This is a genomic window from Devosia yakushimensis, from assembly GCF_030159855.1.
GTDB classification, from domain to species: domain Bacteria; phylum Pseudomonadota; class Alphaproteobacteria; order Rhizobiales; family Devosiaceae; genus Devosia; species Devosia yakushimensis.
In genome coordinates this window covers 2,021,996-2,045,052 of record NZ_BSNG01000001.1, presented here as the reverse complement: position 1 = coordinate 2,045,052, position 23,057 = coordinate 2,021,996, and the positions used below count along the sequence as shown (strand labels likewise).

Sequence of the window (23,057 nt, the reverse complement as noted above, 5' to 3'; positions counted from 1 at the left end):
CCTATTCCATGCGCTCGGGAAGATAATCGGCCCGAGCCAGATTGCCGAAGCGGGTATATTGCGCCTCAAAGCTTAATTGCACTGTACCAGTAGGACCATGACGTTGCTTGGCGATGATGACTTCGGCCTTGCCGTGCACTTTTTCCATTTCGCTCTGCCAGGTCATGTGTTCCGGCGTGCCTTCTTTGGGCTCTTTGTTCTTGAGGTAGTATTCTTCGCGATACACGAACAACACCACGTCAGCGTCCTGCTCGATAGAGCCCGATTCGCGCAAATCCGCCAGCTGTGGATGCTTGTCATCGCGCGCTTCCACCTGTCGCGATAGCTGCGAGAGGGCGATGATCGGCACTTCCAGCTCCTTGGCCAGCGCCTTGAGCGTGGTGGTGATCTCGGTCAGTTCCTGCACGCGATTCTGGCTGGAGGCCTTGGAGGAGCCGGACAGGAGCTGCAGATAGTCCACGATCATGAAATCGAGACCCTTCTGCCGCTTGAGCCGCCGCGCCCGGGCCGCCAGCTGCGCCACCGAGATGCCGCCGGTGTCGTCGATATAAAGTGGCATCTGCGCCATCATATTGGAGACATCAACCAGCTTGGTGAATTGGCTGTCGTGGATCTTGCCGCGCCTGATGTCGGAGGAGGAAATTTCGGCCTGCTCGGCCAGGATACGCGTCGCGAGCTGTTCCGAGCTCATTTCGAGACTGAAAAAGCCAACCACGCCGCCATTGACCGTCTTTGCATGGCCATCGGGTTGCACCTCGCTCTTCCACGCCTTGGCGACGTTGAAGGCGATATTGGTCACCAGCGATGTCTTGCCCATGGCGGGGCGTCCGGCCAGGATGATCAAGTCGCTGCGTTGCAGCCCGCCCATCTGCCGGTCGAGATCGTCCAGGGCCGTTGCAATGCCCGACAGGCCCCCATCGCGCTGATAGGCTTCGCCGGCCATGCGGATAGAGGCCTGCAGGGCCGTGCCGAATGATTGGAAGCCGCCGTCATAGCGACCCTTCTCGGCCAATTGGAAGAGGGCGCCTTCCACCTTTTCGATCTGCTTGACCGGTGTCATTTCGACATCCGATTCATAGGCTTCCGACACCATTTCCTCACCGACGAGGATAAGGCTGCGGCGAATGGCGAGATCGTAGATGGCCTGCCCGTAGTCGGCCGCGTTGATGACGGTGGTGGCCTCAGCCGCCATGCGCGCCAGATATTGCGCCATGGTCATCTCAGGCAGCAACTGGTCGGGCAGGTGGGTCTTGATGGTGGTGGGGTCGGCCGATTTGCCGGCGCGGATGATCTTGCCTACCAGCTCATAGATGTCGCGGTGGATAGGCTCGTAGAAATGCTCGGGCTCGAGAAAGTCCGACACACGATAGAAGGCGTCATTGTTGAGCAGAATGGCGCCCAGCAGGGCCTGCTCAGCCTCCACATTGTGCGGAGCGAGACGGAAGGATTTCTCCTCTGGCGTATGCAGCCGCGCTATCTCTGCCAATATAGCCTCCCCAAAAGACGTTAACCTTTCTTAACCACGCGACTCAGGCGGGAGTCTCGACCTACCGGACGAGAGGTTAACGCGTCCTGACCCCGTCCTGTGAACACTGGGGACAACGGGGAAGCCGGACACTAGTCCTTGCATGAGAACAAGGCGGGAACAAGACGAGTCGCGGTACGGGGCTCTCGTCCTCTCCCGGCCTCTGCCGGAATGACGCCGTGGTTGATGGGAGATATCAGTGGTCCTCCACCTTTTATTTCCCTTCCACCGTCGCTTCCCTCGGGCTTGACCCGAGGGCCACTCTCAACACGGCACAAACGACGAGAGGCCCTCGGGTCAAGCCCGAGGGAAGCGACGGTGATGTACGGGGATGGTGCAAAACTGCTTCCGCTAGCCCCAAGAACAAAAAAAGCCGGGCACAAGGCCCGGCTTTCAGTTCATCGCAGAAGCGAACCCTTAGACTTCGTCGTCGAAACGGTCGTCCTGGGCAGCGTCCTTCTGGCCGGCGGCGAAGTCGCCTTCTTCGTCGGCATCGTACTGGGTGACGGTCACGTCTTCACCAGCGCTCTGGCGGGCCGCTTCGTCTTCCGAACGGGCGACGTTGACCGAGATCGACACGGCAACTTCGGCATGCAGGTTCAGCGGCACGGTATGCACGCCAACCGACTTGATCGGGTCGGCCAGGTCGACCTGCGAACGCTGCACGGTGAAGCCGTCATTGGCCAGGGCCTCGACGATGTCGCGCGAAGCGACCGAACCGTAGAGCTGGCCGGTTTCGCCGGCCTGGCGGATGATCACGACGACCTTGCCGTCAAGACCTTCGGCAATGCCGGCAGCCGACTTGCGGCGGTCTTCATTGCGCTGTTCGATATGGGCGCGCTCGGCCTCGAACTTCTGGCGATTGGCGGCAGTGGCGCGCAGCGCCTTGCCCTGCGGCAGCAGGAAGTTACGGGCAAAGCCGTCCTTCACGCTGACTTCGTCGCCGATGGTGCCGGTGCGGCCAATGCGCTCGAGCAGAATAACTTTCATGGGAATATTCCTTTGGGCTGTCCCGTCTCTCGGACGGTTAGGAGCCACGGACCATCCGCAACCCCAACGATGTGCTCCGTAAGGGGCACAGGTAGTCTGGCACTTACGCGGACAAGAAGCCGTTGGGACGGCGATCTGGTAGCGATCGCCGTCCCAGTGAGCTTATTGGACAGCGTAAGGCATGATGCCGATGAAGCGGGCACGCTTGATGGCCTGGGCCAGTTCGCGCTGCTTCTTGGCCGAAACGGCGGTGATGCGGCTCGGCACGATCTTGCCGCGCTCGGAAACATAGCGGCTCAGCAGGCGCACGTCCTTGTAGTCGATCTTGGGCGCGCCCTCGCCCGAAAACGGGCAGGTCTTGCGGCGGCGCTGGAACGGACGGCGGGCCTGGGCAGTGGTCAGGTCTTTGATAGCCATAGCTTTTCGGTCCTTATCTTAGAAACGGCGGGGACGGCGTTCGCCGCCGGCAAAGCCACCGCGCTCACCACCACGATCCGGACGGGTGCCGTCACGGTCGTCGCGATCGCGCTTCTGCATCATGGCGGACGGGCCTTCTTCCAGCTCGTCGACGCGCACGGTCATGAAGCGCAGGATGTCTTCATTGATGCGCATCTGGCGTTCCATTTCGGCAACGGCGGGAGCCGGAGCGTCGATGTTCATCAGCGTATAGTGAGCCTTGCGGTTCTTGCGGATGCGGTAGGAGAGACCCTTGAGGCCCCAATATTCGTTCTTGGTGACCTTGCCGCCGCCAGAAGCGAGGATTTCGGTCAGAGCAGTGGTCAGTTCTTCGACCTGCTGCTGCGATACGTCCTGGCGCGCCAGGAAGATATGCTCGTAAAGGGCCATGAATGCGCCTTCCTTCGTGGTTTAACACACATGCAATGTCTGGCGCGGAGCCTCCTTGAAGCCGGAAAGGCGTCAAAGCAGTCTTGCAAAGAGCGGGAACACGGGAGGCCGGGCATCAGCCCTATTCGTCATTCTTTCAAACGACAAACCCTCCGTTCAGCCCCCGGCCAAACGAATTGCTGGCGTCCCAATAGGGGGAAACCGGGCTGAGATCAAGCAGAAACAGGCTTTGCCACGAACCGGGCAGGTCGAACGCATGCCCGGCTCACTTGCTGGGGCCTAGTTGGGTTCGTCGCCGACAGCCAGGATATTGCCTTCCGAATCCTTGAACCAGGCGGCGTGGAATTTGCCCATCGTCGCAATGCCATCGACCGTCTTGAGGCCGGGCATGTCGTAATCTTCGAACATGACGCCATGCTGGCGCAGGTCGCGCACTTCGGCTTCCACGTCGTCGGTGGTGAAGGACAGCAGGGTATTGGGCGCCTTGCCGGCATTGGGCGTGGGGTAAAGCAGGAAGCTGGTGCCGCCGCCGACCTTGTACATGCACCCCATGTCATCTTCCATTGCCGGGGTGAGGCCGAGTTTGTCGCGATACCAGGTCTTTGCGCGCGCCATGTCTGCAGCTGGGATGGTTGCGTAGGCACGATGATCTGTGAGCATAACTTCCTCCCTTTCTGAGAGCCTGTCACAACCGATAAAATACGCCTGTGGCGCCTGGGTGTAAACGCGATCACGCAGGCATTCGCGCGCCTTGCGAAGTGCTTTCGCCGCCCTTGCCGCCTTGACTCTGCCACACACTCCCGGCAAACGCCGCCTGACTGGACATACCGCATGCGGTTTGTCTAACTGCATCGCCATAGGGGACATCATGACCAAGCGCGCTTTCACATTTCCCGGCCAGGGCAGCCAGGTCGTCGGCATGGGCAAGGATCTTGCAGCCGCCTATCCCGAAGCCCGTGCCGTATTTCAGGAAGTCGACGAGGCACTCAATCAGCGTCTTTCGGCCATCATGTTCGAAGGCCCTGACGATATCTTGCGTCTCACTGAGAACGCCCAGCCGGCTTTGATGGCGGTCAGCCTCGCCGTTGTTCGCGTTCTCGAATCCAAAGGCATCAAGCTCGCCGACCACGCGGCCTATGTCGCCGGTCACTCGCTTGGCGAATATTCCGCGCTTTGCGCCGCCGGCACATTCTCGCTGTCCGACACCGCCCGCCTGCTCAAGACGCGCGGCCAGGCCATGCAGAAGGCCGTCCCCGTCGGGCACGGCGCCATGGCCGCGCTGCTGGGCCTCGATTTCGAAACCGCCCGCGCCGTTGCCGAAGAAGCTGCGCAGGGCGAGGTCTGCGATCTCGCCAATGACAATGCTCCCGGTCAGGTCGTCGTCTCCGGCAATATCGCCGCGGTGGAACGCGCCGTGGAAATCGCCAAGGCAAAGGGCGCCAAGCGCGCTCTGCTGTTGCCCGTCAGCGCGCCCTTCCATTGCTCGCTGATGCAGCCCGCCGCCGAGGCCATGGAAAGCGCCCTGGCCGAGGTCGAAATGCGCGCGCCCGTCGTGCCCGTGGTCGCCAATGTGCTGGCCGCCCCGATTTCTGATCCCGCCGAAATCCGCCGCCGCCTGGTCGAGCAGGTCACCGGCGACGTCAAATGGTCCGAAAGCGTCACCTGGCTCACCACCGAGGCTGGCGTGACCCATCTGCATGAACTGGGCACTGGCAAGGTTCTGACCGGCCTTGCCAAGCGCATCAATGCCGAAGCCATCGCCAACGCGGTCGGTACTCCGGCCGATATCGACGCTTTCGTCGCTGAACTCACTGCCTGACACCTTGAATCAAGCCATGAAGCGCTTGAATCACTTTCTCCGTGGAGGAGGACTAAATGTTTGATTTGACTGGTAAGCGCGCCCTCGTGACCGGCGCCAGCGGCGGCATCGGCCGCGAGATCGCCAAGGCCCTGGCCGAGGCCGGCGCCACTGTCGCCCTCAGCGGCACCCGGGTCGGTGCGCTCGAAGACGTGGCCAAGGAGATCGGCAAGGACAGCCCGGTTCTGCCCTGCAATCTCTCCCAGCTCGACGATGTCGATAAGCTGGTGCCTGCGGCGGAAGCGGCCATGGGTGGCATCGATATCCTGGTCAACAATGCCGGCATGACGCGCGACAATCTCTTCATGCGCATGAAGAATGAAGAATGGGACGAGGTGCTGGCGGTCAATCTCACCGCTGCCTTCCACCTGACCCGCGCCGTGCTGCGCGGAATGATGAAGCAGCGCTTCGGCCGCATCATCGGCATTTCCTCGGTCGTCGGTGTCACCGGCAATCCGGGGCAGGGCAATTATGCCGCCTCCAAGGCTGGCCTGATCGGCATGAACAAGGCGCTGGCCCATGAAGTGGCCTCGCGCGGGATCACGGTCAACTCCATCGCCCCCGGTTTCATCGCTTCGGCCATGACCGATGAGCTCAACGACAAGCAGCGCGAGGCCATTCTGGGGACGATTCCGGCGGCCCGTTTGGGTACTGCACAGGAAATCGCAGGCTGCGCCGTCTTCCTTGCGAGCGACGCTGCCGCCTATATCACCGGCCATACGTTGAACGTAAATGGCGGCATGGCGATGATCTGATCTGCGGAAAAGCCCGGTTTTTGGGGGGTGCGCCTTATGGCTAACCTCGAAAAAACGTGCTAACCCGCCCCGCGGTAACCTCTGCCGGTCCGTCTTGCGAGCGCCGGAAAGGCCGCTTACATTGCCTCTGTGCAGGCCAAAACCATGCTTGAAGATTTGGCATTGCGCCAATAAGAAGCGAAACGAAACGTCGATTTCTAAAAGGGAAGTCAAATATGAGCGATGTCGCTGATCGGGTCCGCAAGATCGTTGTGGAACACCTCAATGTGGATGCCGAGAAAGTGGTCGAAAAGGCCAGCTTCATCGACGATCTGGGCGCTGACTCGCTCGATCAGGTCGAACTGGTGATGGCTTTCGAAGAAGAATTCTCGGTCGAAATTCCTGATGATGCCGCCGAGTCGATCCAGACTTTCGGTGATGCTGTTTCCTTCCTCACCAAGGCCGTCGGCTAAGCCCCTTCGGGCCAGCTGGGATAGGCAGGTAGAGTATGGAATTGCGCCGCGTCGTCGTCACCGGGATGGGCCTTGTTACGCCCCTCGGCTGCGGAGTTGAAGCCACCTGGGCCAATATCTTGGCCGGCAAAAGCGGCGCCAAGCGCATCGACGACTTCCAGGTCGATGATATCGCTTGCCAGATTGCCCATCGCTTGCCGCTCGGCGACTATGCCGACGGCAAGTACAATCCCGACGACTGGATGGAGGTCAAAGAGCAGCGCAAGGTAGACGCCTTCATTGTCTACGCCATGGCTGCCGCGACCCAGGCCATCCAGGATGCCGGTGTCGAACCCAAGACCAAGGAAGATCAGGAGCGCACTGGCGTCCTGATCGGCTCTGGCATTGGCGGGGTAGGGGGCATCTATGAAGCCTCCATCACCCTGCACGAAAAGGGTCCGCGCCGCATCAGCCCCTTCTTCATTCCGGGCCGCCTTATCAATCTGGCCTCCGGCCAGGTTTCCATCCGTTTCGGTCTCAAGGGCCCCAACCACTCCGTGGTCACGGCCTGCTCGACCGGCGCTCACGCCATTGGCGATGCGGCCCGGCTGATCGCCCTGGGCGATGCTGACGTCATGGTCGCCGGCGGCACCGAAAGCTGCGTCAATCGCCTCGCCATGGCTGGCTTTGCCGCCTGCCGTGCGCTTTCCACCGGTTTCAACGACAATCCGACCGCCGCTTCCCGTCCCTATGACAAGGACCGCGATGGTTTCGTCATGGGCGAAGGCGCCGGGATTGTCGTGCTCGAGGATTATGAGCGGGCCAAGGCCCGCGGCGCCAAGATCTATGGCGAAATCATCGGCTACGGCCTTTCGGGCGATGCCTATCACATCACCGCTCCCTCCGAGGACGGCGACGGCGGTTTCCGCTGCATGTCCGCCGCCATCAAGCGGGCCGGTATCGCGCCGTCCGAAATCGACTATATCAACGCGCATGGCACCTCGACGCCGCTTGGCGACGAGATCGAGCTTGGCTCGGTTACCCGTGTGCTGGGCGATGCGGCTTCCACCGTCGCCATGAGCTCGACCAAGTCCGCCGTCGGCCACCTGCTGGGTGCTGCCGGTTCGGTCGAAGCCATCTTCTCGCTGTTGGCCATGCGCGACAATATCGCCCCGCCAACGCTCAATCTCGACAATCCCTCGGTCGATACGGTCATCAATCTTGTGCCCAAAAAGGCGTTCAAGAAGGAGATCAATGTGGCGCTGTCCAACTCGTTCGGGTTCGGCGGCACCAATGCGACCCTGGTGATGCGCAAGGTCCACTGACCGCATCAACGGTACAAAGACGTTCACATCGCGGGCCATCCGCGGTGTGGCCTCTTGCCTTTGCACGGGGGCATGCGAACAATGCGCCCGGCCATGCCAGCCAAGCGCTTTGGCGCCAAATCGTTGACAAGACCCGGCGCAGTCGTGCGAACGGGCCCCGAGGGTGACGCATCACGATGAATGAACGCAAGGCCAGACGGCCAAGACGCCGCTCCAGCAACGGTTTCATCGATATTCTCAACGGCTTCCTGACCCTGCTTGTGCTCGGCCTTCTGGTGGCCGGCGGCGTGCTGCTGTACGGCGCCTCCCAGTTCTATGGCGACGGGCCGGCACACGAAGACACCACTTTCCGCGTCGAATCGGGCAGCGGGCTGGCCTCGACGGCACAGCGCCTCGAAGAGCAGGGGCTGATTTCCAACCGCTTCATCTTCCAGGCGGGCGGTCGTGCGCTCGAGCGCCAGGCCGCGATCAAGGCCGGCGATTTCCGCATTCCGGCTGGCGCCAGCATGGCCGATATCCTCAAGGAAATTACCGAGGGCAACCCGATCCGCTATGCGGTGACCATTCCCGAAGGCTGGACCTCATGGGATGCCATCCAGCGGCTTAATGCCGATAGCAATCTGGTTGGCGAGGTCACGAGCCTGCCGGCTGAAGGCTCGATCCTGCCGGGCAGCTATGATTATGTGCCCGGCGATACGCGCCAGTCCGTGCTCGACAAGATGCAGACGGCCATGACCACCCAATTGGCCGAGATCTGGGCCGGCCGCCAGGACGATCTGCCGCTCGAAACCCCCGAGCAGATGCTGGTTCTGGCCTCGATCGTCGAAAAGGAAACCGGCGTCGCCAGTGAGCGGCCGCAGGTTGCGGCAGTCTTCGTCAATCGCCTGCGTGAAAGTATGCGGCTGCAATCCGATCCCACCATCATCTATGGCATCACCAAGGGGCAGTCCAACCTTGGCCGTGGCCTGCGGCGGTCGGAAATCGAGGCGCAGACGCCCTATAATACCTATCAGATTGACGGGCTCCCCCCCACGCCGATTGCCAATCCGGGCGTCGAAGCGCTCAAGGCCGTGGCCCATCCCGATAGTCACGACTATCTCTACTTCGTCGCCAAGGGCGCCACCCCCTCCGAGGGGCACGTCTTCGCCGAGACCTATGCCGAGCATCAGCAGAACGTGGCGCGCTATCGCGAGATTGCCCGCGCCGCTGCGGAGCAGGCCGAGGCCGACGCGGAAGCTGCCCGGCAGGCACTGGAAGCCGAGGAGGCCGAGGGCGCCGGTGGCGAAGCGGCTCCGGCCAATCCGTGAGCCGATCGCTCGCCAGCATGACGGGCTATGCCCGCGCCGCCGGCGCGGTGCCTGGCGCGTCCTTCACCTGCGAGATCAAGTCCGTCAATGGGCGCGGCCTCGACATGCGGATGCGCCTCGCCCCTGGTTTCGATGCGCTTGAAGGCGATATCCGCCAGCTTATCGGCAAGACGCTGTCGCGCGGTTCGATCACCTTCACCCTGACCGTCGAGCGCGATGGGGCAGGGGGCGACCTGCTGGTCAATCCGCAGGCGCTCGCCACCGTTCTGGCGGCGCTATCCGACCTGTCGGGCAGGGTCGATGCCGACCGCCCCCGGCTCGATGGCATTCTGGGTCTCAAGGGCGTGCTCGAACAGCGCGACCGGCCCATGGATCCCGCAGCCGAAGAGGCCCTTGCCACGGCCATCCTCGAAGGCGTGGCGCAGGTTCTCGTCGATCTGGTGCTGGCCCGCCGGCAGGAGGGCTCTCATATCGCCGCCGTGCTGCTCGAACGCCTGGACGAGATCGAGACGCTTGTCGCCCGCGCCGAGACCCATCCGGCACGCAGCCGCGAGGCCATTCTGGCGCGTCTGCGCCAGCAGCTGGCCGATATCACGGCCGACATCGCCGTGCCGGACGACCGGCTTGCCCAGGAGGCGCTGCTGCTGGCGACCAAGGCCGATATCCGCGAGGAACTCGACCGCCTGGCCGCTCACATTGTCAGTGCCCGGCAGCTTATTGCTGGCGGCGAACCAGCAGGGCGCCGCCTTGATTTCCTGGCCCAGGAATTCAATCGCGAGGCCAATACGCTATGCGCCAAAGCCAATGCCGTGGAGCTCACCGGCATCGGTCTTGACCTCAAGGCGGCGATCGATCAACTACGCGAGCAAGTGCAGAACATCGAATAGGATCTGGCGATGGAATTTCAGCGCCGCGGCGTCATGTTGGTCATCGCCTCGCCTTCGGGGGCCGGGAAATCGTCGATTTCGCGCGCGCTGTTCGGGGCCGATCCCAATATCCGGCTATCCGTATCGGTAACGACCCGCGCTCGCCGCACCGATGAGGTCGATGGCAAGCACTATCACTTCATCGACGTGCCTACCTTCAAGCGCATGCAGGCCGATGGCGAATTGCTGGAATCGGCCGAGGTCCACGGCAATTTCTACGGCACGCCGCGGGCCCATGTCGAAGAGCAACTGGCCGCAGGCAACGATATCCTCTTTGACATCGACTATCAGGGTACGCTCCAGCTCTATCGCAATAGCCGCAAGGACATGGTGACAGTGTTCATCCTGCCGCCCTCCATCAAGGAGCTGCGCGCCCGGCTTGAGCGCCGCGCCCAGGACAGCGTGGGCACCATCGAAAAGCGACTCCAGAACGCCCGCGACGAGATGGATCACTTCCATGAATATGACTATGTGATCGTCAACGAAGACCTGGAAGCCTCGACCCAGCGCGTCCGCTCCATTCTTGTTTCGGCTCGCCTGGAGCGCAACCGCCAGCTCAATTTATCCAGCTTCGTCAAGGATTTGCAGAGCCAGATCGATTCTCTTTGAGAGGTTGATCTGCGGGAGTACGCGAAGGGTTATGCTTGTCCACCGCAAGAGTAAATGGCAGCGGACATGAGTAGCGGGTTACCGACCACCATCAAACGCGGCACCCCGGCCTTTCGGCGGGCCAACATCGCCTTCTTCCTCTCCGCCTTCGCCATCTTTGCTTCGCTTTATTCGGTTCAGCCCCTGCTTCCGATCTTTGCCGAGGAGTTCGGACTGGATGCGGGCGCCAGTTCACTCGCGCTCTCGGCAACCACCGCCACGCTCGCCATCGCCCTTTTGCTGGCCAGTTGGGTTTCCGACCGTCTCGGCCGTCGCACGCTCATGGTCTGGGCCATCGTGCTGACGGCGGGCCTGGGCCTGCTGCTGCCGCTGGCGCCCAATTGGACCACGCTCCTCGCCATCCGCACCCTGATCGGCCTGACGCTGTCGGGGCTTCCCGCCGTCGCCATGGTCTATCTGGCCGAGGAGATGGACCCCGATGCCCTGGGCTTTTCCATGGGCCTTTATATTGGCGGAACCGCCATTGGCGGCATGGCGGGCCGGCTGGTTTCGGGCATCCTTGCCGATTGGCTGGGCTGGCGGCCCGCGCTCGCCATTCTGGGCGCGGCTATCGCGGTGGCGGCATTGGTCGTCATCGTGCTGCTGCCACGACCGCACAACTCGGCCCGCAACAGGCTGTCGGCAGGCGATCTGGTCAGGCTCATAGTCCTGCAGTTCCGCGACAAGGGCCTGCCCTGGCTCTTCCTTTCAGCCTTTCTGCTGATGGGCTCATTCGTCACGCTCTACAATTATGCCGGGTTCCGGCTGGCTCTGCCGCCATTCTCCCTCAGCCACACGGCCATCTCGGCCATTTTCGTGGTCTATCTGCTGGGTAGCTTCAGCTCGGCCTGGGCTGGCGGGCTGGCCCAGCGCCTCGGCCGCCGCAAGGTCTTCTGGGCCATGGTGCTCACCATGGGCATTGGCGTCTTCCTCACCATCGTGCCATCGACGCCGGTCATCATTGCCGGGCTGGCCATCGCCACCATGGGCTATTTCGCCGCCCATGGCATTGCCAGCGCCTGGGTTGCTCGGCGGGCCCTGGTTGGCCGCGCACAAGCCTCGGCCATCTATCTCTTTGCTTATTACCTGGGTTCGTCCGTGCTGGGCACCTTGGGTGGCTATGCCTGGGTCGCCTGGGGCTGGACCGGCGTCATGCTGGTCAGTGGCGGCGCAATCGTCGCTGCCATGCTCGTCGCCATCCGCCTCATGGCCCTGCCGCCTTTGCCCATAGCCGAGAAACCCGCGGCACCACCCGCCGGCGTCTGATCAGCGCTTGAGCCCAGGCAGGGCGCGGGCCATGGCGAGAAAGGTGTCGACCGGCAATTCCTCGGCTCGCTCGTCGCCTTTGAGACCCCCCGCCGCCAGCAGCGCTTCCACCGGAACGCCAGTCGCCTTAAGGCTCTGCCGCACCATCTTGCGGCGCTGCCCGAAAGCGGCCCGCGTCACCTGCTCCAGATCCTTCACCGCCACGTCGCCGCTAATGGGTTTGGGTACCAGATGCACCACGGCCGAAGTGACATTGGGCGGTGGTACAAAGGCCTGGCGTCCCACATTGAAGGCAATCCGCGCATCGGTCCGCCAGCCTGCCAGCACACCCAACCGGCCATAGGCATCGTCACCGGCTCCGGCGCAAATGCGCTCGGCCACCTCGCGCTGGAACATCAGCGTCAGGCTCTCGAAATAGGGTGGCCACGGATCGCTCGTCAGCCAACCGGTCAGCAGTGGCGTTGCGATATTATAGGGCAGGTTGGCAATGATCCGCGTCGGTCCATCGGCCAGCACGCGATAGTCCATCTCCATCGCGTCGCCACTGATCACGGTCAGCCGGCCCGGATAGGCCTCGGCGATCTGCGCCAGCGCGGGCAGGGCGCGTGCATCGCGTTCAATGGCGATGACTTCCTTGGCGCCTTCCGCCAGCAGGGCTCGCGTCAATCCACCGGGGCCCGGGCCCACCTCGATGACGCGCACCCCTTCGAGCGAGCCGCCGACCCGCGCAATGCGCGCAGTGAGGTTGAGATCGAGCAGGAAGTTCTGTCCGAGTTCCTTCTTGGCGCGCAGGCCATGCTCGGCGATGACTTCGCGCAGCGGCGGCAGGTCGTCGATCTGGCTCATGATGCCTGCGCCGTCATCGCGTCGGCCATCCTGATCGCGGCCAGCATGCTCTTGTCCGACCCTCGCCCGGTTCCCGCCAGGTCGAATGCCGTGCCGTGATCGGGCGACGTCCGCACGATTGGCAGGCCAAGCGTCAGGTTGACCGCATCCTCAAAGGCAACGGTCTTGATCGGGATCAGCGCCTGATCGTGATACATGGCGAGAACGGCATCATATTGCGCCCAATGCGCGGGGTAAAACAGCGTATCCGCGGGAAGGGGGCCGATAGCCTCGATCCCCTCGAACTGCAGTTCGGCCACGGCCGGCGCCACGATTTCGAGGTCTTCCCGGCCGATCGCCCCGCCTTCGCCAGCATGGGGATTGAGACCCGCTATGGCGATCCGGGGATTGGCGATGCCGAAGCGCTGCTTGAAATCATGCGCAACGATCCGGCCGGTATCCACGATCAATTCCTTGGTCAGCAAGCCGGGCACATCCTTGATAGGCACGTGGATGGTCACCGGCACGGCCCTGAGCTTGCCATGCGCCAGCATCATCACGGGCAGCTTGGCCACCCCGCCGCGAGCGCAGAGTTCGGCAAGAAACTCCGTATGGCCCGGATGCTTGAAACCGGCGTGATAAAGGCTCGCCTTGCTGATCGGTGCTGTCACCAGCCCCCGGCAGCCGCCCGATAGTACGGCTTCCACCGCCCCGGCGATCGACTGGATGACGGCGTGCGCAGCCAGCGGACTGGCCTTGCCGGGATGGTCCGCCACGAGCCCTTCAACCGGCACGACCGGTAGCGCGGATGGAAACACGATCGCGGCCTCTGCTGGCGTGGCCGCCGCGATATCGAGGCTGAGGCCGAGCCGCTGGGCCCTTGCCTTCAGGAATTCGACATGTCCGAAAACGCAGAACGGCGGCAGGTCCAGCTCGGCGCGGCGTGCATAGAGCGAGAGGATGAGATCGGGGCCAATGCCCGCTGGCTCACCCATGCTGATGGCCAGCGGCTTGCTCATTTTGCCCTCGTCGATCACTCCCTGCCCGCTGCCGGGCAGCGAGCCTTAGTTATAGATGATCTTGGCGCGGCTGCGCAGGTCGGCCAGGTAGTTGGCCGTCTGCTGCTGCAAGGCGCCCATGCCGGCCTCGGCCTCCAGATTGCCCTTGATGAAGGTCAGATCTTCGGCCTGGGTCTTCTGGCAGATCGCCAGCATCGAGACGCCGGTATCGACCACGCGCGGCTTGGTGATGCCGCCGACATTGAGCCCGGCCAGTTCCTTGGCAATGGCCTCGGGAAGCTGTGTGGCATGGCGGCGGCCGACATCGATCACCGCGGCATCGGTATAGCTCAGCGACAATTGCACTGCATTGTCGCAACCGGCAAAGCTCGAACGGTAGCGATTGGCCTGGGCCGTACGGCCGCCTGCACCCTGGCCGCCAGGCGCCACGAAGATGACTTCCTTGAGGATGTAGTCATAATTCTGCCAGGCCGCGACCTGGCCGGCTGCTTTCTGGTCGAGTTCCAGATCGGAAATCTGCACCTGCGGCATGATGGCCTGCTCGGTCACAGCGTTCCAGGCAATGGCGGCGCGCAGCCGGTCGCGCAGCGTCTCGACGCCAACGCCGTTCTGCTGCAACAGCTGGATCAGCTTGTCCTGGCTGATCTTGATGTTGCGCGATACCTGCTGCAGGCCCTCATCGATCTGCGCATTGGAGACGGTGATGCCGAGCCGCTTGGCCTCGTCCATCTGCAATGCTTCCTCAATGAGCTGATCGGTCGCGCCCTTGCGGCCGGTCTTGTTGCCTTCCATGCTGAAAAGGCGCAGGCGCTGATCCACCTGCACGTCGGTAATCGGCGTGCCATTGACGGTCACAACGGTCGCCGCCAGGCTTGGCGCGGCCATAGCCACGGTCATGACCAGGCCAACCATCGCTGCGCTCGCCGCGCGTCCCCAGTGTCCGAATGCCATCATCGTCGTTCGCCTGTCCAAGAATATGTGCCCGCTCTCAATGCGGCGGGAAAACTGCGCTGTCAATTGCCCGATGATTGCGGCCAAAATCCGCAAGGCACACTCTTACTGGGTGGTCCTGCCCATAAGTCCGAAGTCGAGACCTGCCGGGGTCTTGAGCCGGAAGTTGGCGGTAAACCTGGTATCGTCGGGGCTGGTATGGGTCGGGCCGGTGCGCAGGGCGGTCGCGCCGATCACCACATAGCCGTCATCATAGGTTAGACCCGCGCCCACCTGTAGCCAGCTGCTATTGGTGATATCCCAATAGGTATTGCCGGTCATCCGCCAGTAATCCATCAGCGGCACGCCCAGTTCCACGCCCACTTCCTGCTGCGGATCGAGAACGCCGGCATCCGCATTGGCTGCGATGTAATTGTAGTCCAGCTTCGCCGAATACCCTGAATTGGCATAGCTGACGCCCAGGCCGGTGCGCGTCAGTAGCCAATCGTCAGTGTTTATCTGCACTTTGCCGCCGACCTTGAAGCCGGGTGCGAACATGCCGTAAGCGCCCAGAACCGCGTAAGAAGTCTCGTCCTCCAGCCCGCCGCCGACACCCGTTTGCGCCTGGTCCGGCGAGGCAAAGGCATTGGTCCCTGCCAGGTGGAACGACTGCCCGCCGAGTAGTTCGAGATACGAGCCATCGACGAAATTGGCCTGGTAGCGACCACCGATATTGGCGCGCAGCCCTGTCTCCTGCCGATCACTGCCAGTGAAGCGGTTATAGCTGAACAAATTTGTGTCATCGAAGACGAAGCTCTGCGCATCGTCATTGGTGATGCCCACAGCTGTCGTATCGGAGCCCCGATAGACCAATTGGCCGATCGGCTCGATCAGATGCACCGTCGAGCCATCGCTGGCTGCCATCGGGAAGCGGACATCCATCGCCGCAATCGGCGTAGCGCTCCACAGCGTCGTTTCACCCGGCGCGCTCACTGCCGTGCTAGTTCCATCGTAATAGGCCACGTCAGCCCGGCCACCCAGATAGGGCGTCGCGACAAACCCGCCCGCACCAATCCACTGGTTCTGCCATCCGGCCTGGAACACCGCATGGGTCTTCTCGCCTGAATAGCCAAAATTGTAGGGCACGCCGTTCCGGGGTGAAATAGTCGCATCCTCGTCCCGCCGCACGCCCAGCAGTCGTCCGCTGATCTCCAGCCGCCCCATGCCCGGCGCCAATTCCATGAAATGCTCGAACCGTGCATTGGGCAGGGCCTTGCCCTGGCGGTTCTGGCTGGCCTCGGTCACATTGCCCAGCAGGTTAAACTGCTGCATCCGGATGTCGATATAGGTGTCTCGAGTCAGATTGGTGGCATAGACCTCGTTCACCGACGATTTGGCCTCGGTCATTCGATAGTCTCGAAGATAGCCTGCATCGGTGAACTTGGTATAGGACCAGCCCACTTTCCAATCGGCGATCGGCCGGAATTCGCCCGAGGTCTGCAGCGCCCCGCGCCATTCCTTCTGCGCCTCCGAAAAGCTGAAAGCGCCCGGATTGAACTGATAAAGCCCCGAGCCCTTGATGCTGAACGAGCCATTGTTGAAGCGCTGGATCCATTCCGCGCCCATCAGGAACCCCTGGCCGGTCAGCAGGGTAGGGGTCAGGATGACGTCGGTCCAACGGCTCGAATAGACCGCCACGGGCACTTCGACCTTGAGCCCGATCTCTTCGCTATAATCGAACGACGGCGTGCGCAGGCCGGCAACCGCGCCCTGGCTCGTGTCGGGCAGCCACAGATAGGGCAGCCAGGCCACCGGCACGCCCAATACCGCAAGGCTTGGTTGTTCAAGCGCGAGGGAGCCGTCTTCCCGGTTCTGCGTGACCCGGTTGGCATGCATCGACCAGCCGATGCGCCGGCCCTTGCTGTCGATGCATTCCCCGCATGGCGAATAGGTCGCGTTATTCAAAATTGTCCGCAGCGCTTCATCATAGTCAGCGCTGTCGGCCGTGATCCGTGCGCCATCATAGCTGGTGATGGTCAGCGCATCGAGCAGCGCCTGTTTCATCCCGCCGGTCAGCTGCAGGTCCTCGGTTTCCGTCACATTGTTGGACGGATCGCGGATCGTCACCGCGCCGACGAAATGTGCATCGCTGGTCAACCGGTTATAAACCAGACGCTGGCCGGTCACAGTGTAGCCGCCGCGCGTCACCACGACATTGCCGGTGGCGGTGATGATATTGGTATTGCCGTCAACCGACAGGTTATCGGCCTCGACGCCAGTGGGCGCGCCGGGGGCGACTCGGGCGGTGAAAAAATCTGTGGGAACCAGTCCCTGCGCCATGGCGCCGCCTGCCAGAGCAATACCCATCGCCGCGCCGGCAATGGCCAGGCGCAATGACGATCGAATCTGTGCGCCCCAGCCCTTACTCACGTACGCCCGTCTTCCTTATGCAGCAGCACCGTTACACCGATGACGATAGCAACGAACGCCGGTCCGACTGCGGCAAACGCGGGGTCGAGAACGCCGGTCGACCCGGCCCGGTCGGCCATCTCGGTAATCACAAACACAACTAACCCAAGCACGATCCCATAGAGAACCGCGGGACCAAAATTAGACGACCTTCGATAACCTGCGGTAAACGCAAAAGCAATGAACAGCGAACCCGTTAGCAGCAGCGGCAGAGCCAGAAGTTTGATCAGCCGCATGGTCGCGGCGCTGCGTATCGCGCTATCGGTAACACCCGATTGCAACAACTGCGCTAACTCGAAAAAAGTCATGTCCTCGGTGGAGGCAAGCCGCAGATTGATTTCGGCCGGGGTGGATGTCGTGGGCAGCCTGTAGTTGAAAACCTCGTGCGGCTGCGTATCGGGATTGCGCACAATGGCGCTGGGCAGCACCCAGTGGCCGTCCTGCAGAAATGCCTCTGGCGCCTCGATTCGATGGTCGGAAGCATTGGCGAGATTGAAGATGGTGACATTGCCCAAAACCGAACCGCCCGGCCGCATATCGGTCGCTAGCATCACATAGCGCGTATCGCCCGAGCGCTGCTCGAGCCAGATTTCCCCTGGCGGCGTCAACAGGGACGCCTCGCCCGGCGGGGTGGGGTTCAGCTCGCGATTGATCTGTGTGCTGATGGTTTCTGCCCCCAGCGCAATCACAAAACTGATCAGCATGAGCGCAATCGTGGGGGCCCGTACAATGCGCCAGATCGATAGGCCGCTGCTCTTGATCACGGTCAATTCGTGCCGCGCCTTGAGATCGATAAAGCCGATAATGGCCCCCATCAGCACTGTCACCGGCAGGGTCTTGATGGTCCAGCGCACCCCGCTCATCGCCACCATGACAAGGGCCATGCCGATGCCGCGGTTCTCGGCGACGAAGTTGAAACGTCCCGTATCGAGCGATTCCACCAGGGTGATCAGCCCGTAGAAGACGAATACGGTCGCGCCGATGCGGCTGCCCAGGCGCGACAAAACCAGCCAATCGATCCGTGTCATACCGGCACCACGGCGCCGGGAGTGCGCGGTCGCGCCCGGATCAACAAGGTTATCCCACCGACAACCATCATCAGCAGGGCCCCGGTCGCCGGTCCGATCGGGCTATAGGCGCTGACGCCCAGTTCGACAAAGGCCAGCAGCATGACCACCACTTCCATGGGCAGAGCAAGCCGGGTGCGCCTTCCGCTGGGAAAGCCGCACATCGCCAGAACCAGCATGCAGATGCCGACCACCTTGAGGCCCTCGAACATGCGTTTGGCGAGCTCGGAGACCACTTCCGGCGGCCAGGTGCCGCTGGCCAGCGAAGCGCTCACCAGCGAAAAGCTGTCCGTCTCGTTGAGCCAGTTGACCGCGCCCGTGGCCTGGGAGAGCCGTTCGACATTGAGATCGTAGCGGCTGAACGAAATCTCCGAAAACTGACCGGTTTTCGACGTATATTGCAGCGAGCCGTTGTAAAGCTCGATGACATAGCCCTGGCCGTCCGAAGAGACGCGGGCCGTATCGGCCATATAGGTGTGCCGCATTTCCGGATCTCTGCGGTCGTCGGCAAAAAATTCGGTGATTTCACCATTGCCCGCGCGGCCCCCGATCAGCAGCAGCGCCCCTGGCGTTACCTGCGTAAAGCGCTTCGGCTTGAGTGTGGTGCTGATCAGGTCGGCGGCAACGCTGGCCGAAAGGATATTGAGGCGCTTATTGGCCATGGGCGAAAGCACATTGGAGAGCAGCAGCACGGCAAGAACACCGGCTACCGCCACCACACCGGTTGCCCGCCACAGCGAGGGCAGGCCATAGCTGGTGTGGATGATATGCAGTTCACGGCTGTTCTGCAGGGCCTGCAGGGCTCGCGCCAGGCCGATGCCCACGCAGACATAGAAGAATGTCAGCGCCAGCGGCGGCATGGTCAGCAGGGCCTGCTGCGCCAGCGTCACCAGCCCTTGCCCTTTCACCGACACCACATCGAACGAGCGCAGGCAATTGACCAGCCACAGCAAGATGCACACCACGCCGAACAGGATCAGCGCGTCGATAACGAACAGGCGTGCGAGATAGGCGGTCAGTCGCTTCATTCATTACCCATGGCGTCCACAAGCGCCGCTTTTATGTCCTGTTCGGAGCGGCGTCGACAGTGGGATAGATGCGATTTACACACAAGCTGGGGACAGTCCGCAGGCCGATTTGCCCGGTCAGTGTTGCGGGATTGACGCGGCAGGCAATCCCCTCAATGCTCGGGGCAAATCTTTCTTGCATGGCGCCCGCCATGCTTTTCAAGGCCGACCAATGCCCCAGAAACTCTCCATCCAAACGGCAGCTTTCGCTGCTGCTTCCGCTCCTCTGACCATCATCTATGCGGCCGAAGGCGAAGCGCCCGCTGGCGCAGGCGCCGCCATCTGGTCCGCAACGGGTCTCGATTGGCAAGCCGCCAGTGCATCGGCGGCTTTCAAGGGCAAGCAAGGCCAGGCGCTTGATATCATCGGGCAGGGCGCTGGCCGTTTGATCGTTCTGGGCAAGGGCAAGTCCGAAGGAGACGTGCCCCTCAATGCCTGGACCGATCGCGGTGGTTCGCTCCTAGCCAAGATCGCGGCCGCGCGGGCCGAGTCGGTCGCCGTCGTCATCGACGAAGCCGGAGCCACGCCCGCGGCCATTGCCGAACTCGCCGCTGGCCTGCGCCTGCGGCACTATAAGTTCGACAAATACAAGACCGCCCGGCCCGACGACCCCGCTGCCGATATCGCCATCACCCTCCATGTCGCCGATCCCGCCGCCACCGATACGGCAATTGCCGATCGTGACGCGGTGGTCGAGGGCACGCTGCTGGCCCGCAATCTGATCAACGAACCGGCCAATGTTCTCGGCCCGGTCGAGTTCGCCGCCAAGGCGGCCGAATTGTCCGATCTCGGTGTCGATGTCGAAATTCTCGAACCCGCCCAGCTCGAAAAGCTCGGCATGGGTTCGCTCCTCTGTGTGGCTCAGGGGTCGGAGCGGCCCGCCCGCCTCGTCGTCATGCAATGGCGCGGCGGCGACGTCGGCGATGCCCCGCTGGCCTTTGTCGGCAAGGGCGTGGTCTTCGACACCGGTGGCATTTCCATCAAGCCCGCCGCCAATATGGAGGAAATGAAGGGCGATATGGGCGGCGCTGCTGCCGTTACCGGCCTCATGCGCGCCCTGGCCGGACGCAAGGCGCCGGTCAATGCCGTGGGCGTCATTGGCCTCGTCGAAAACATGCCCTCGGGCAACGCGGTGCGTCCTGGCGATATCGTCAAGGCCATGAGCGGCACGACGATCGAGGTGATCAATACCGATGCCGAAGGCCGTCTCGTGCTGGCCGACGCGCTCTGGTACACGCAGGATCGCTTCAAGCCCCGCTTCATGATCAACCTGGCCACGTTGACCGGCGCGATCATCGTGGCGTTGGGCCATGAACATGCCGGCCTTTTCTCCAACAATGACGAGCTGGCCATCCGGCTGCTCAATGCCGGCATAACGGCCAATGAGAAGCTCTGGCGCATGCCGCTGAGCCCCGCTTACGACAAGCTGATCGAATCCAAGTTTGCCGATATCCGCAACTCGGTCGGCCGCCCGGCCGGCTCGATCACGGCGGCCCAGTTCCTGCAGCGCTTCGTCAACAATGTGCCCTGGGCGCATCTGGATATTGCCGGCACGGCATTCGGCGCCGCCGCCACCGAAACCAACGCCTCCTGGTCCGCCGGCTTCGGTGTCGCGCTGCTCGACCGGCTGGTCAGGGATTATTACGAGGGATAGGCTGTCTTCTTCCCCTCTCCCCTTGTGGGAGAGGGATAGGAAATCCGCGTTCAGCGGATTTTCGAGGGTGAGGGGTTCTGCGCCATCCCATGCTTCGGGCCTCGCAGACGCCACAGAACCCCCTCATCCGCCCTCCGGGCACCTTCTCCCACAAGGGGAGAAGGCCACCACTTCGGCTCGTCGCGCACCGATTCAGTCTTCCACCCACCAGCCTCTCGCGCTTAAGTAGGCCATGCCCGACATCCTCTTCTACCATCTGGAAGGCCGCCCGCTTGAAGCGGTCATTCCGCTGCTGCTGGAAAAGACCATCGAGCGGGGCTGGCGCGCCGTGGTCGAAGTCGGCTCCACCGAGCGTGCCGAAGCGCTCGATGCCCACCTCTGGACCTATCGTGAGGATAGCTTCCTTGCCCATGGGCTGGCGGGGGAAGAAACCGATGCGCTCCAGCCCGTCCTCATCACCACCGGGCCGGACAATCCCAATGGTGCGGCGTGCCGCTTCTTTGTCGATCGCGCCGTGCCGCAATCGGCCGAAGGCTATGAGCGCATCGTCTACATGTTTTCCGGCCACGATCCCGATGCGGTAGCCGAAGCCCGGCTCGCCTGGAAAGCCCTGCGCGACGGCAATACGGTGACCTATTGGCAGCAGGAAGCCAATGGCCGCTGGGTCAAGAAGGCATGACGCCCGATCTCTCCACGCCAAGCCGCCACCAGCTACACGAAGACATTTTCGCCATCCTGATCGGCACCACGCTGGTTTCGCTCGGCATTGTCTTTTACGCGCAAGTCACCCTGATCACCGGCAGCACGGCCGGCGTCGCCCTGCTGCTGCAATATGCCACCGGCATACCCTTCGGCTGGCTATTCTTCGGCATCAATCTGCCATTCTATGTGCTGGCCGTGCTGCGCATGGGCTGGCCCTTCGCCATCAAGACTTTCGTCAGCGTTGGCCTGGTCTCGTGGCTCTCGGTTCACGTCCCCGACTGGCTCGGCATCTCCAGCATTCATCCGCTCTTTGCCGCCCTTGTTGGCGGCGGACTGATCGGGCTGGGCATTCTTTCGCTGTTCCGCCACAAGGCCAGCGTGGGCGGCATCAATATCCTCGCCCTGTTCCTGCAGGACAATTTCGGCATCCGCGCCGGCTATTTCCAGCTCGGCGTCGATGCGGTCATCCTGTTGATCGCCTTTTTCGTGCTGCCCTTCGACCGGGTGCTCTATTCGGTCCTCGGCGCGCTGGTGCTCAACCTGATCGTCGCCCTCAATCACAAGCCGGGCCGTTACGTCGGATTCAGCTAAGACGGCTTGTCCTTGTCCTTCTGCCGGCTTGTCTGCGATGCCTCGGCCTGGCTGGTCAGGTCGTCCTGATAGAGGTCCATATAGTCCTGCATCAGCTCGTAGCAGAAGATGATCTCGACCGTCTCGGGATCATAAAAGGCATTGGCCTCGCCGCAGCGCTTGGCATTGAACTGCACCGTCTGGCGCACATTGTAGCGGCTGCGCAATTCGTCGGCGACCTGGTCGAACACGCCGCTCGATTTGAATGCTGCGGCGGCATCCTTCAGCCGGCCCCCGGCATCGTGATAGGTCACATTGACCTTGGTGCCGCTGCCATTCTTGTTGGCGCGGGTGCCCAATAGGCCCTCAAAGCTCCGCTTGACCAATTCGTAGTCGAAATAGCAGGTGTCCTGCCGGTCGCGATCCAGCGCGTAATCGTTGGCAATGGGCTGGAACGCCTTGTCATCGCTCCCCACCATCAGGCAGACGATCTGATAGGCGCGTTGCTTGTCCAGCGTATGGGCGGCCGCGTAATCGCTTTCTGTCCCGCCGCTGTCATAGGCGACGCCCGACAGAATCCAGCCCTTGGCGGCATCGGCCAGCGCCTGCTCGGCATCGCGCGTATGCTTGCTGAGCAGCGTCCAGGTGGCCATGTTGTCGGCGGCGTCTTCCTCACGCCCCAGCACCGGCAGGTTGAGCTGGTCGACCAGGAGATGGGCGACCTCATGATAGAGCACGAAGAGGCTATTATTGGCCGCAAAGCGCCGCATTTCCGCGCGCTGCGCCTTGGTGAGATCCGCTGCGGCCGTCCCCTGTAACGCCATCGCGCACAAACCGATCAAAAGGACGATGCCACGATAGAATGTGCGCATGACTG

At 62.4% G+C, this 23,057-nt stretch carries 23 protein-coding genes; 11 read left to right on the top strand and 12 right to left on the bottom strand.

Annotation, left to right across the window (positions count from 1 at the left end):
• Position 1: 1 nt before the first annotated feature.
• The 5 genes from QQL79_RS10045 to QQL79_RS10025 all read right to left on the bottom strand — a co-directional run bounded on the left by QQL79_RS10045 (position 2) and on the right by QQL79_RS10025 (position 4,021).
• On the bottom strand, positions 2 to 1,486 hold the full coding sequence (locus QQL79_RS10045) for a replicative DNA helicase (protein WP_284390370.1): 1,485 nt from the start codon (positions 1,484 to 1,486) through the stop codon (positions 2 to 4).
• Positions 1,487 to 1,942: 456 nt separating this feature from the next.
• Entirely contained in the window at positions 1,943 to 2,515 is a 573-nt protein-coding gene (gene rplI, locus QQL79_RS10040) for a 50S ribosomal protein L9 (protein WP_284390368.1), read from the bottom strand.
• 162 nt (positions 2,516 to 2,677) lie between these two features.
• Positions 2,678 to 2,932 carry a 30S ribosomal protein S18 gene (gene rpsR, locus QQL79_RS10035; RefSeq protein WP_046169334.1) on the bottom strand — a complete coding sequence of 85 codons (255 nt, stop codon included), beginning with the start codon at positions 2,930 to 2,932 and terminating at the stop codon, positions 2,678 to 2,680.
• A gap of 18 nt (positions 2,933 to 2,950) precedes the next feature.
• Positions 2,951 to 3,361: a 30S ribosomal protein S6 gene (rpsF, locus tag QQL79_RS10030; protein ID WP_284390366.1), complete on the bottom strand. Its 411-nt coding sequence runs from the start codon at positions 3,359 to 3,361 to the stop codon at positions 2,951 to 2,953.
• A 279-nt stretch (positions 3,362 to 3,640) separates the two neighbouring features.
• Positions 3,641 to 4,021: a VOC family protein gene (locus QQL79_RS10025; RefSeq protein WP_284390365.1), complete on the bottom strand. Its 381-nt coding sequence runs from the start codon at positions 4,019 to 4,021 to the stop codon at positions 3,641 to 3,643.
• 208 nt (positions 4,022 to 4,229) lie between these two features.
• Here QQL79_RS10025 and fabD point away from each other — a divergent pair, with 208 nt between their 5' ends.
• The 8 genes from fabD to QQL79_RS09985 all read left to right on the top strand — a co-directional run bounded on the left by fabD (position 4,230) and on the right by QQL79_RS09985 (position 11,877).
• A complete protein-coding gene (fabD, locus tag QQL79_RS10020) occupies positions 4,230 to 5,180 on the top strand; it encodes an ACP S-malonyltransferase (protein ID WP_284390363.1) in 951 nt (316 codons plus the stop codon).
• Between the two features lie 56 nt (positions 5,181 to 5,236).
• Positions 5,237 to 5,974: a 3-oxoacyl-[acyl-carrier-protein] reductase gene (gene fabG, locus QQL79_RS10015; protein WP_284390360.1), complete on the top strand. Its 738-nt coding sequence runs from the start codon at positions 5,237 to 5,239 to the stop codon at positions 5,972 to 5,974.
• A 215-nt stretch (positions 5,975 to 6,189) separates the two neighbouring features.
• On the top strand, positions 6,190 to 6,426 hold the full coding sequence (locus QQL79_RS10010; protein ID WP_035100440.1) for an acyl carrier protein: 237 nt from the start codon (positions 6,190 to 6,192) through the stop codon (positions 6,424 to 6,426).
• 41 nt (positions 6,427 to 6,467) lie between these two features.
• Positions 6,468 to 7,730, top strand: a complete 1,263-nt coding sequence (gene fabF, locus QQL79_RS10005; RefSeq protein ID WP_284392861.1) for a beta-ketoacyl-ACP synthase II — start codon at positions 6,468 to 6,470, stop codon at positions 7,728 to 7,730.
• Between the two features lie 176 nt (positions 7,731 to 7,906).
• On the top strand, positions 7,907 to 9,037 hold the full coding sequence (gene mltG, locus QQL79_RS10000) for an endolytic transglycosylase MltG (protein WP_284390341.1): 1,131 nt from the start codon (positions 7,907 to 7,909) through the stop codon (positions 9,035 to 9,037).
• Positions 9,034 to 9,924, top strand: a complete 891-nt coding sequence (locus tag QQL79_RS09995) for a YicC/YloC family endoribonuclease (protein WP_284390340.1) — start codon at positions 9,034 to 9,036, stop codon at positions 9,922 to 9,924. Before mltG ends, QQL79_RS09995 begins: the two co-directional genes overlap by 4 nt.
• 9 nt (positions 9,925 to 9,933) lie before the next feature.
• Positions 9,934 to 10,572, top strand: a complete 639-nt coding sequence (gene gmk, locus QQL79_RS09990) for a guanylate kinase (protein WP_284390339.1) — start codon at positions 9,934 to 9,936, stop codon at positions 10,570 to 10,572.
• Between the two features lie 66 nt (positions 10,573 to 10,638).
• Entirely contained in the window at positions 10,639 to 11,877 is a 1,239-nt protein-coding gene (locus QQL79_RS09985) for an MFS transporter (RefSeq protein ID WP_284390337.1), read from the top strand.
• Here QQL79_RS09985 and rsmA read toward each other — a convergent pair whose 3' ends face one another.
• The 6 genes from rsmA to QQL79_RS09955 form a co-directional block, all read right to left on the bottom strand.
• On the bottom strand, positions 11,878 to 12,723 hold the full coding sequence (gene rsmA, locus QQL79_RS09980; protein ID WP_284390335.1) for a 16S rRNA (adenine(1518)-N(6)/adenine(1519)-N(6))-dimethyltransferase RsmA: 846 nt from the start codon (positions 12,721 to 12,723) through the stop codon (positions 11,878 to 11,880). It lies immediately after the preceding gene.
• Positions 12,720 to 13,721, bottom strand: a complete 1,002-nt coding sequence (pdxA, locus tag QQL79_RS09975) for a 4-hydroxythreonine-4-phosphate dehydrogenase PdxA (protein ID WP_284390333.1) — start codon at positions 13,719 to 13,721, stop codon at positions 12,720 to 12,722. Before pdxA ends, rsmA begins: the two co-directional genes overlap by 4 nt.
• A 45-nt stretch (positions 13,722 to 13,766) precedes the next feature.
• Positions 13,767 to 14,675 carry a peptidylprolyl isomerase gene (locus QQL79_RS09970; protein ID WP_284390332.1) on the bottom strand — a complete coding sequence of 303 codons (909 nt, stop codon included), beginning with the start codon at positions 14,673 to 14,675 and terminating at the stop codon, positions 13,767 to 13,769.
• Positions 14,676 to 14,777: 102 nt separating this feature from the next.
• Positions 14,778 to 17,081 carry an LPS-assembly protein LptD gene (locus QQL79_RS09965; RefSeq protein ID WP_284390331.1) on the bottom strand — a complete coding sequence of 768 codons (2,304 nt, stop codon included), beginning with the start codon at positions 17,079 to 17,081 and terminating at the stop codon, positions 14,778 to 14,780.
• A complete protein-coding gene (locus tag QQL79_RS09960) occupies positions 17,078 to 18,148 on the bottom strand; it encodes an LptF/LptG family permease (protein WP_284390330.1) in 1,071 nt (356 codons plus the stop codon). Before QQL79_RS09960 ends, QQL79_RS09965 begins: the two co-directional genes overlap by 4 nt.
• Entirely contained in the window at positions 18,145 to 19,215 is a 1,071-nt protein-coding gene (locus QQL79_RS09955) for an LptF/LptG family permease (protein ID WP_284390328.1), read from the bottom strand. Before QQL79_RS09955 ends, QQL79_RS09960 begins: the two co-directional genes overlap by 4 nt.
• 211 nt (positions 19,216 to 19,426) lie before the next feature.
• On the opposite strand from QQL79_RS09955, the gene QQL79_RS09950 reads away from it, so the two are divergent.
• The 3 genes from QQL79_RS09950 to QQL79_RS09940 all read left to right on the top strand — a co-directional run bounded on the left by QQL79_RS09950 (position 19,427) and on the right by QQL79_RS09940 (position 22,201).
• Positions 19,427 to 20,908, top strand: a complete 1,482-nt coding sequence (locus QQL79_RS09950; RefSeq protein ID WP_284390326.1) for a leucyl aminopeptidase — start codon at positions 19,427 to 19,429, stop codon at positions 20,906 to 20,908.
• Between the two features lie 232 nt (positions 20,909 to 21,140).
• Positions 21,141 to 21,587, top strand: coding sequence for a DNA polymerase III subunit chi (locus QQL79_RS09945; RefSeq protein WP_284390324.1), 447 nt, complete (start codon positions 21,141 to 21,143; stop codon positions 21,585 to 21,587).
• Positions 21,584 to 22,201, top strand: a complete 618-nt coding sequence (locus QQL79_RS09940) for a YitT family protein (protein ID WP_284390322.1) — start codon at positions 21,584 to 21,586, stop codon at positions 22,199 to 22,201. Before QQL79_RS09945 ends, QQL79_RS09940 begins: the two co-directional genes overlap by 4 nt.
• Here the strand turns inward: QQL79_RS09940 and QQL79_RS09935 are convergent.
• Positions 22,198 to 23,052, bottom strand: coding sequence for a DUF4344 domain-containing metallopeptidase (locus tag QQL79_RS09935; RefSeq protein WP_284390320.1), 855 nt, complete (start codon positions 23,050 to 23,052; stop codon positions 22,198 to 22,200). The genes QQL79_RS09940 and QQL79_RS09935 overlap by 4 nt on opposite strands.
• Positions 23,053 to 23,057 lie beyond the last annotated feature (5 nt).

Coding starts and splice junctions, on each gene's coding strand:
- rsmA (WP_284390335.1), bottom strand. CDS start 12,723: ATGAGCCAGATCGACGACCTGCCGCCGCTGCGCGAAGTCATCGCCGAG.
- QQL79_RS10010 (WP_035100440.1), top strand. CDS start 6,190: ATGAGCGATGTCGCTGATCGGGTCCGCAAGATCGTTGTGGAACACCTC.
- QQL79_RS09955 (WP_284390328.1), bottom strand. CDS start 19,215: ATGAAGCGACTGACCGCCTATCTCGCACGCCTGTTCGTTATCGACGCG.
- rplI (WP_284390368.1), bottom strand. CDS start 2,515: ATGAAAGTTATTCTGCTCGAGCGCATTGGCCGCACCGGCACCATCGGC.
- rpsR (WP_046169334.1), bottom strand. CDS start 2,932: ATGGCTATCAAAGACCTGACCACTGCCCAGGCCCGCCGTCCGTTCCAG.
- mltG (WP_284390341.1), top strand. CDS start 7,907: ATGAATGAACGCAAGGCCAGACGGCCAAGACGCCGCTCCAGCAACGGT.
- fabD (WP_284390363.1), top strand. CDS start 4,230: ATGACCAAGCGCGCTTTCACATTTCCCGGCCAGGGCAGCCAGGTCGTC.
- QQL79_RS09970 (WP_284390332.1), bottom strand. CDS start 14,675: ATGATGGCATTCGGACACTGGGGACGCGCGGCGAGCGCAGCGATGGTT.
- QQL79_RS09935 (WP_284390320.1), bottom strand. CDS start 23,052: ATGCGCACATTCTATCGTGGCATCGTCCTTTTGATCGGTTTGTGCGCG.
- QQL79_RS09960 (WP_284390330.1), bottom strand. CDS start 18,148: ATGACACGGATCGATTGGCTGGTTTTGTCGCGCCTGGGCAGCCGCATC.
- QQL79_RS09950 (WP_284390326.1), top strand. CDS start 19,427: ATGCCCCAGAAACTCTCCATCCAAACGGCAGCTTTCGCTGCTGCTTCC.
- fabG (WP_284390360.1), top strand. CDS start 5,237: ATGTTTGATTTGACTGGTAAGCGCGCCCTCGTGACCGGCGCCAGCGGC.
- gmk (WP_284390339.1), top strand. CDS start 9,934: ATGGAATTTCAGCGCCGCGGCGTCATGTTGGTCATCGCCTCGCCTTCG.
- QQL79_RS10025 (WP_284390365.1), bottom strand. CDS start 4,021: ATGCTCACAGATCATCGTGCCTACGCAACCATCCCAGCTGCAGACATG.
- rpsF (WP_284390366.1), bottom strand. CDS start 3,361: ATGGCCCTTTACGAGCATATCTTCCTGGCGCGCCAGGACGTATCGCAG.
- pdxA (WP_284390333.1), bottom strand. CDS start 13,721: ATGAGCAAGCCGCTGGCCATCAGCATGGGTGAGCCAGCGGGCATTGGC.
- QQL79_RS09945 (WP_284390324.1), top strand. CDS start 21,141: ATGCCCGACATCCTCTTCTACCATCTGGAAGGCCGCCCGCTTGAAGCG.
- QQL79_RS09985 (WP_284390337.1), top strand. CDS start 10,639: ATGAGTAGCGGGTTACCGACCACCATCAAACGCGGCACCCCGGCCTTT.
- QQL79_RS09940 (WP_284390322.1), top strand. CDS start 21,584: ATGACGCCCGATCTCTCCACGCCAAGCCGCCACCAGCTACACGAAGAC.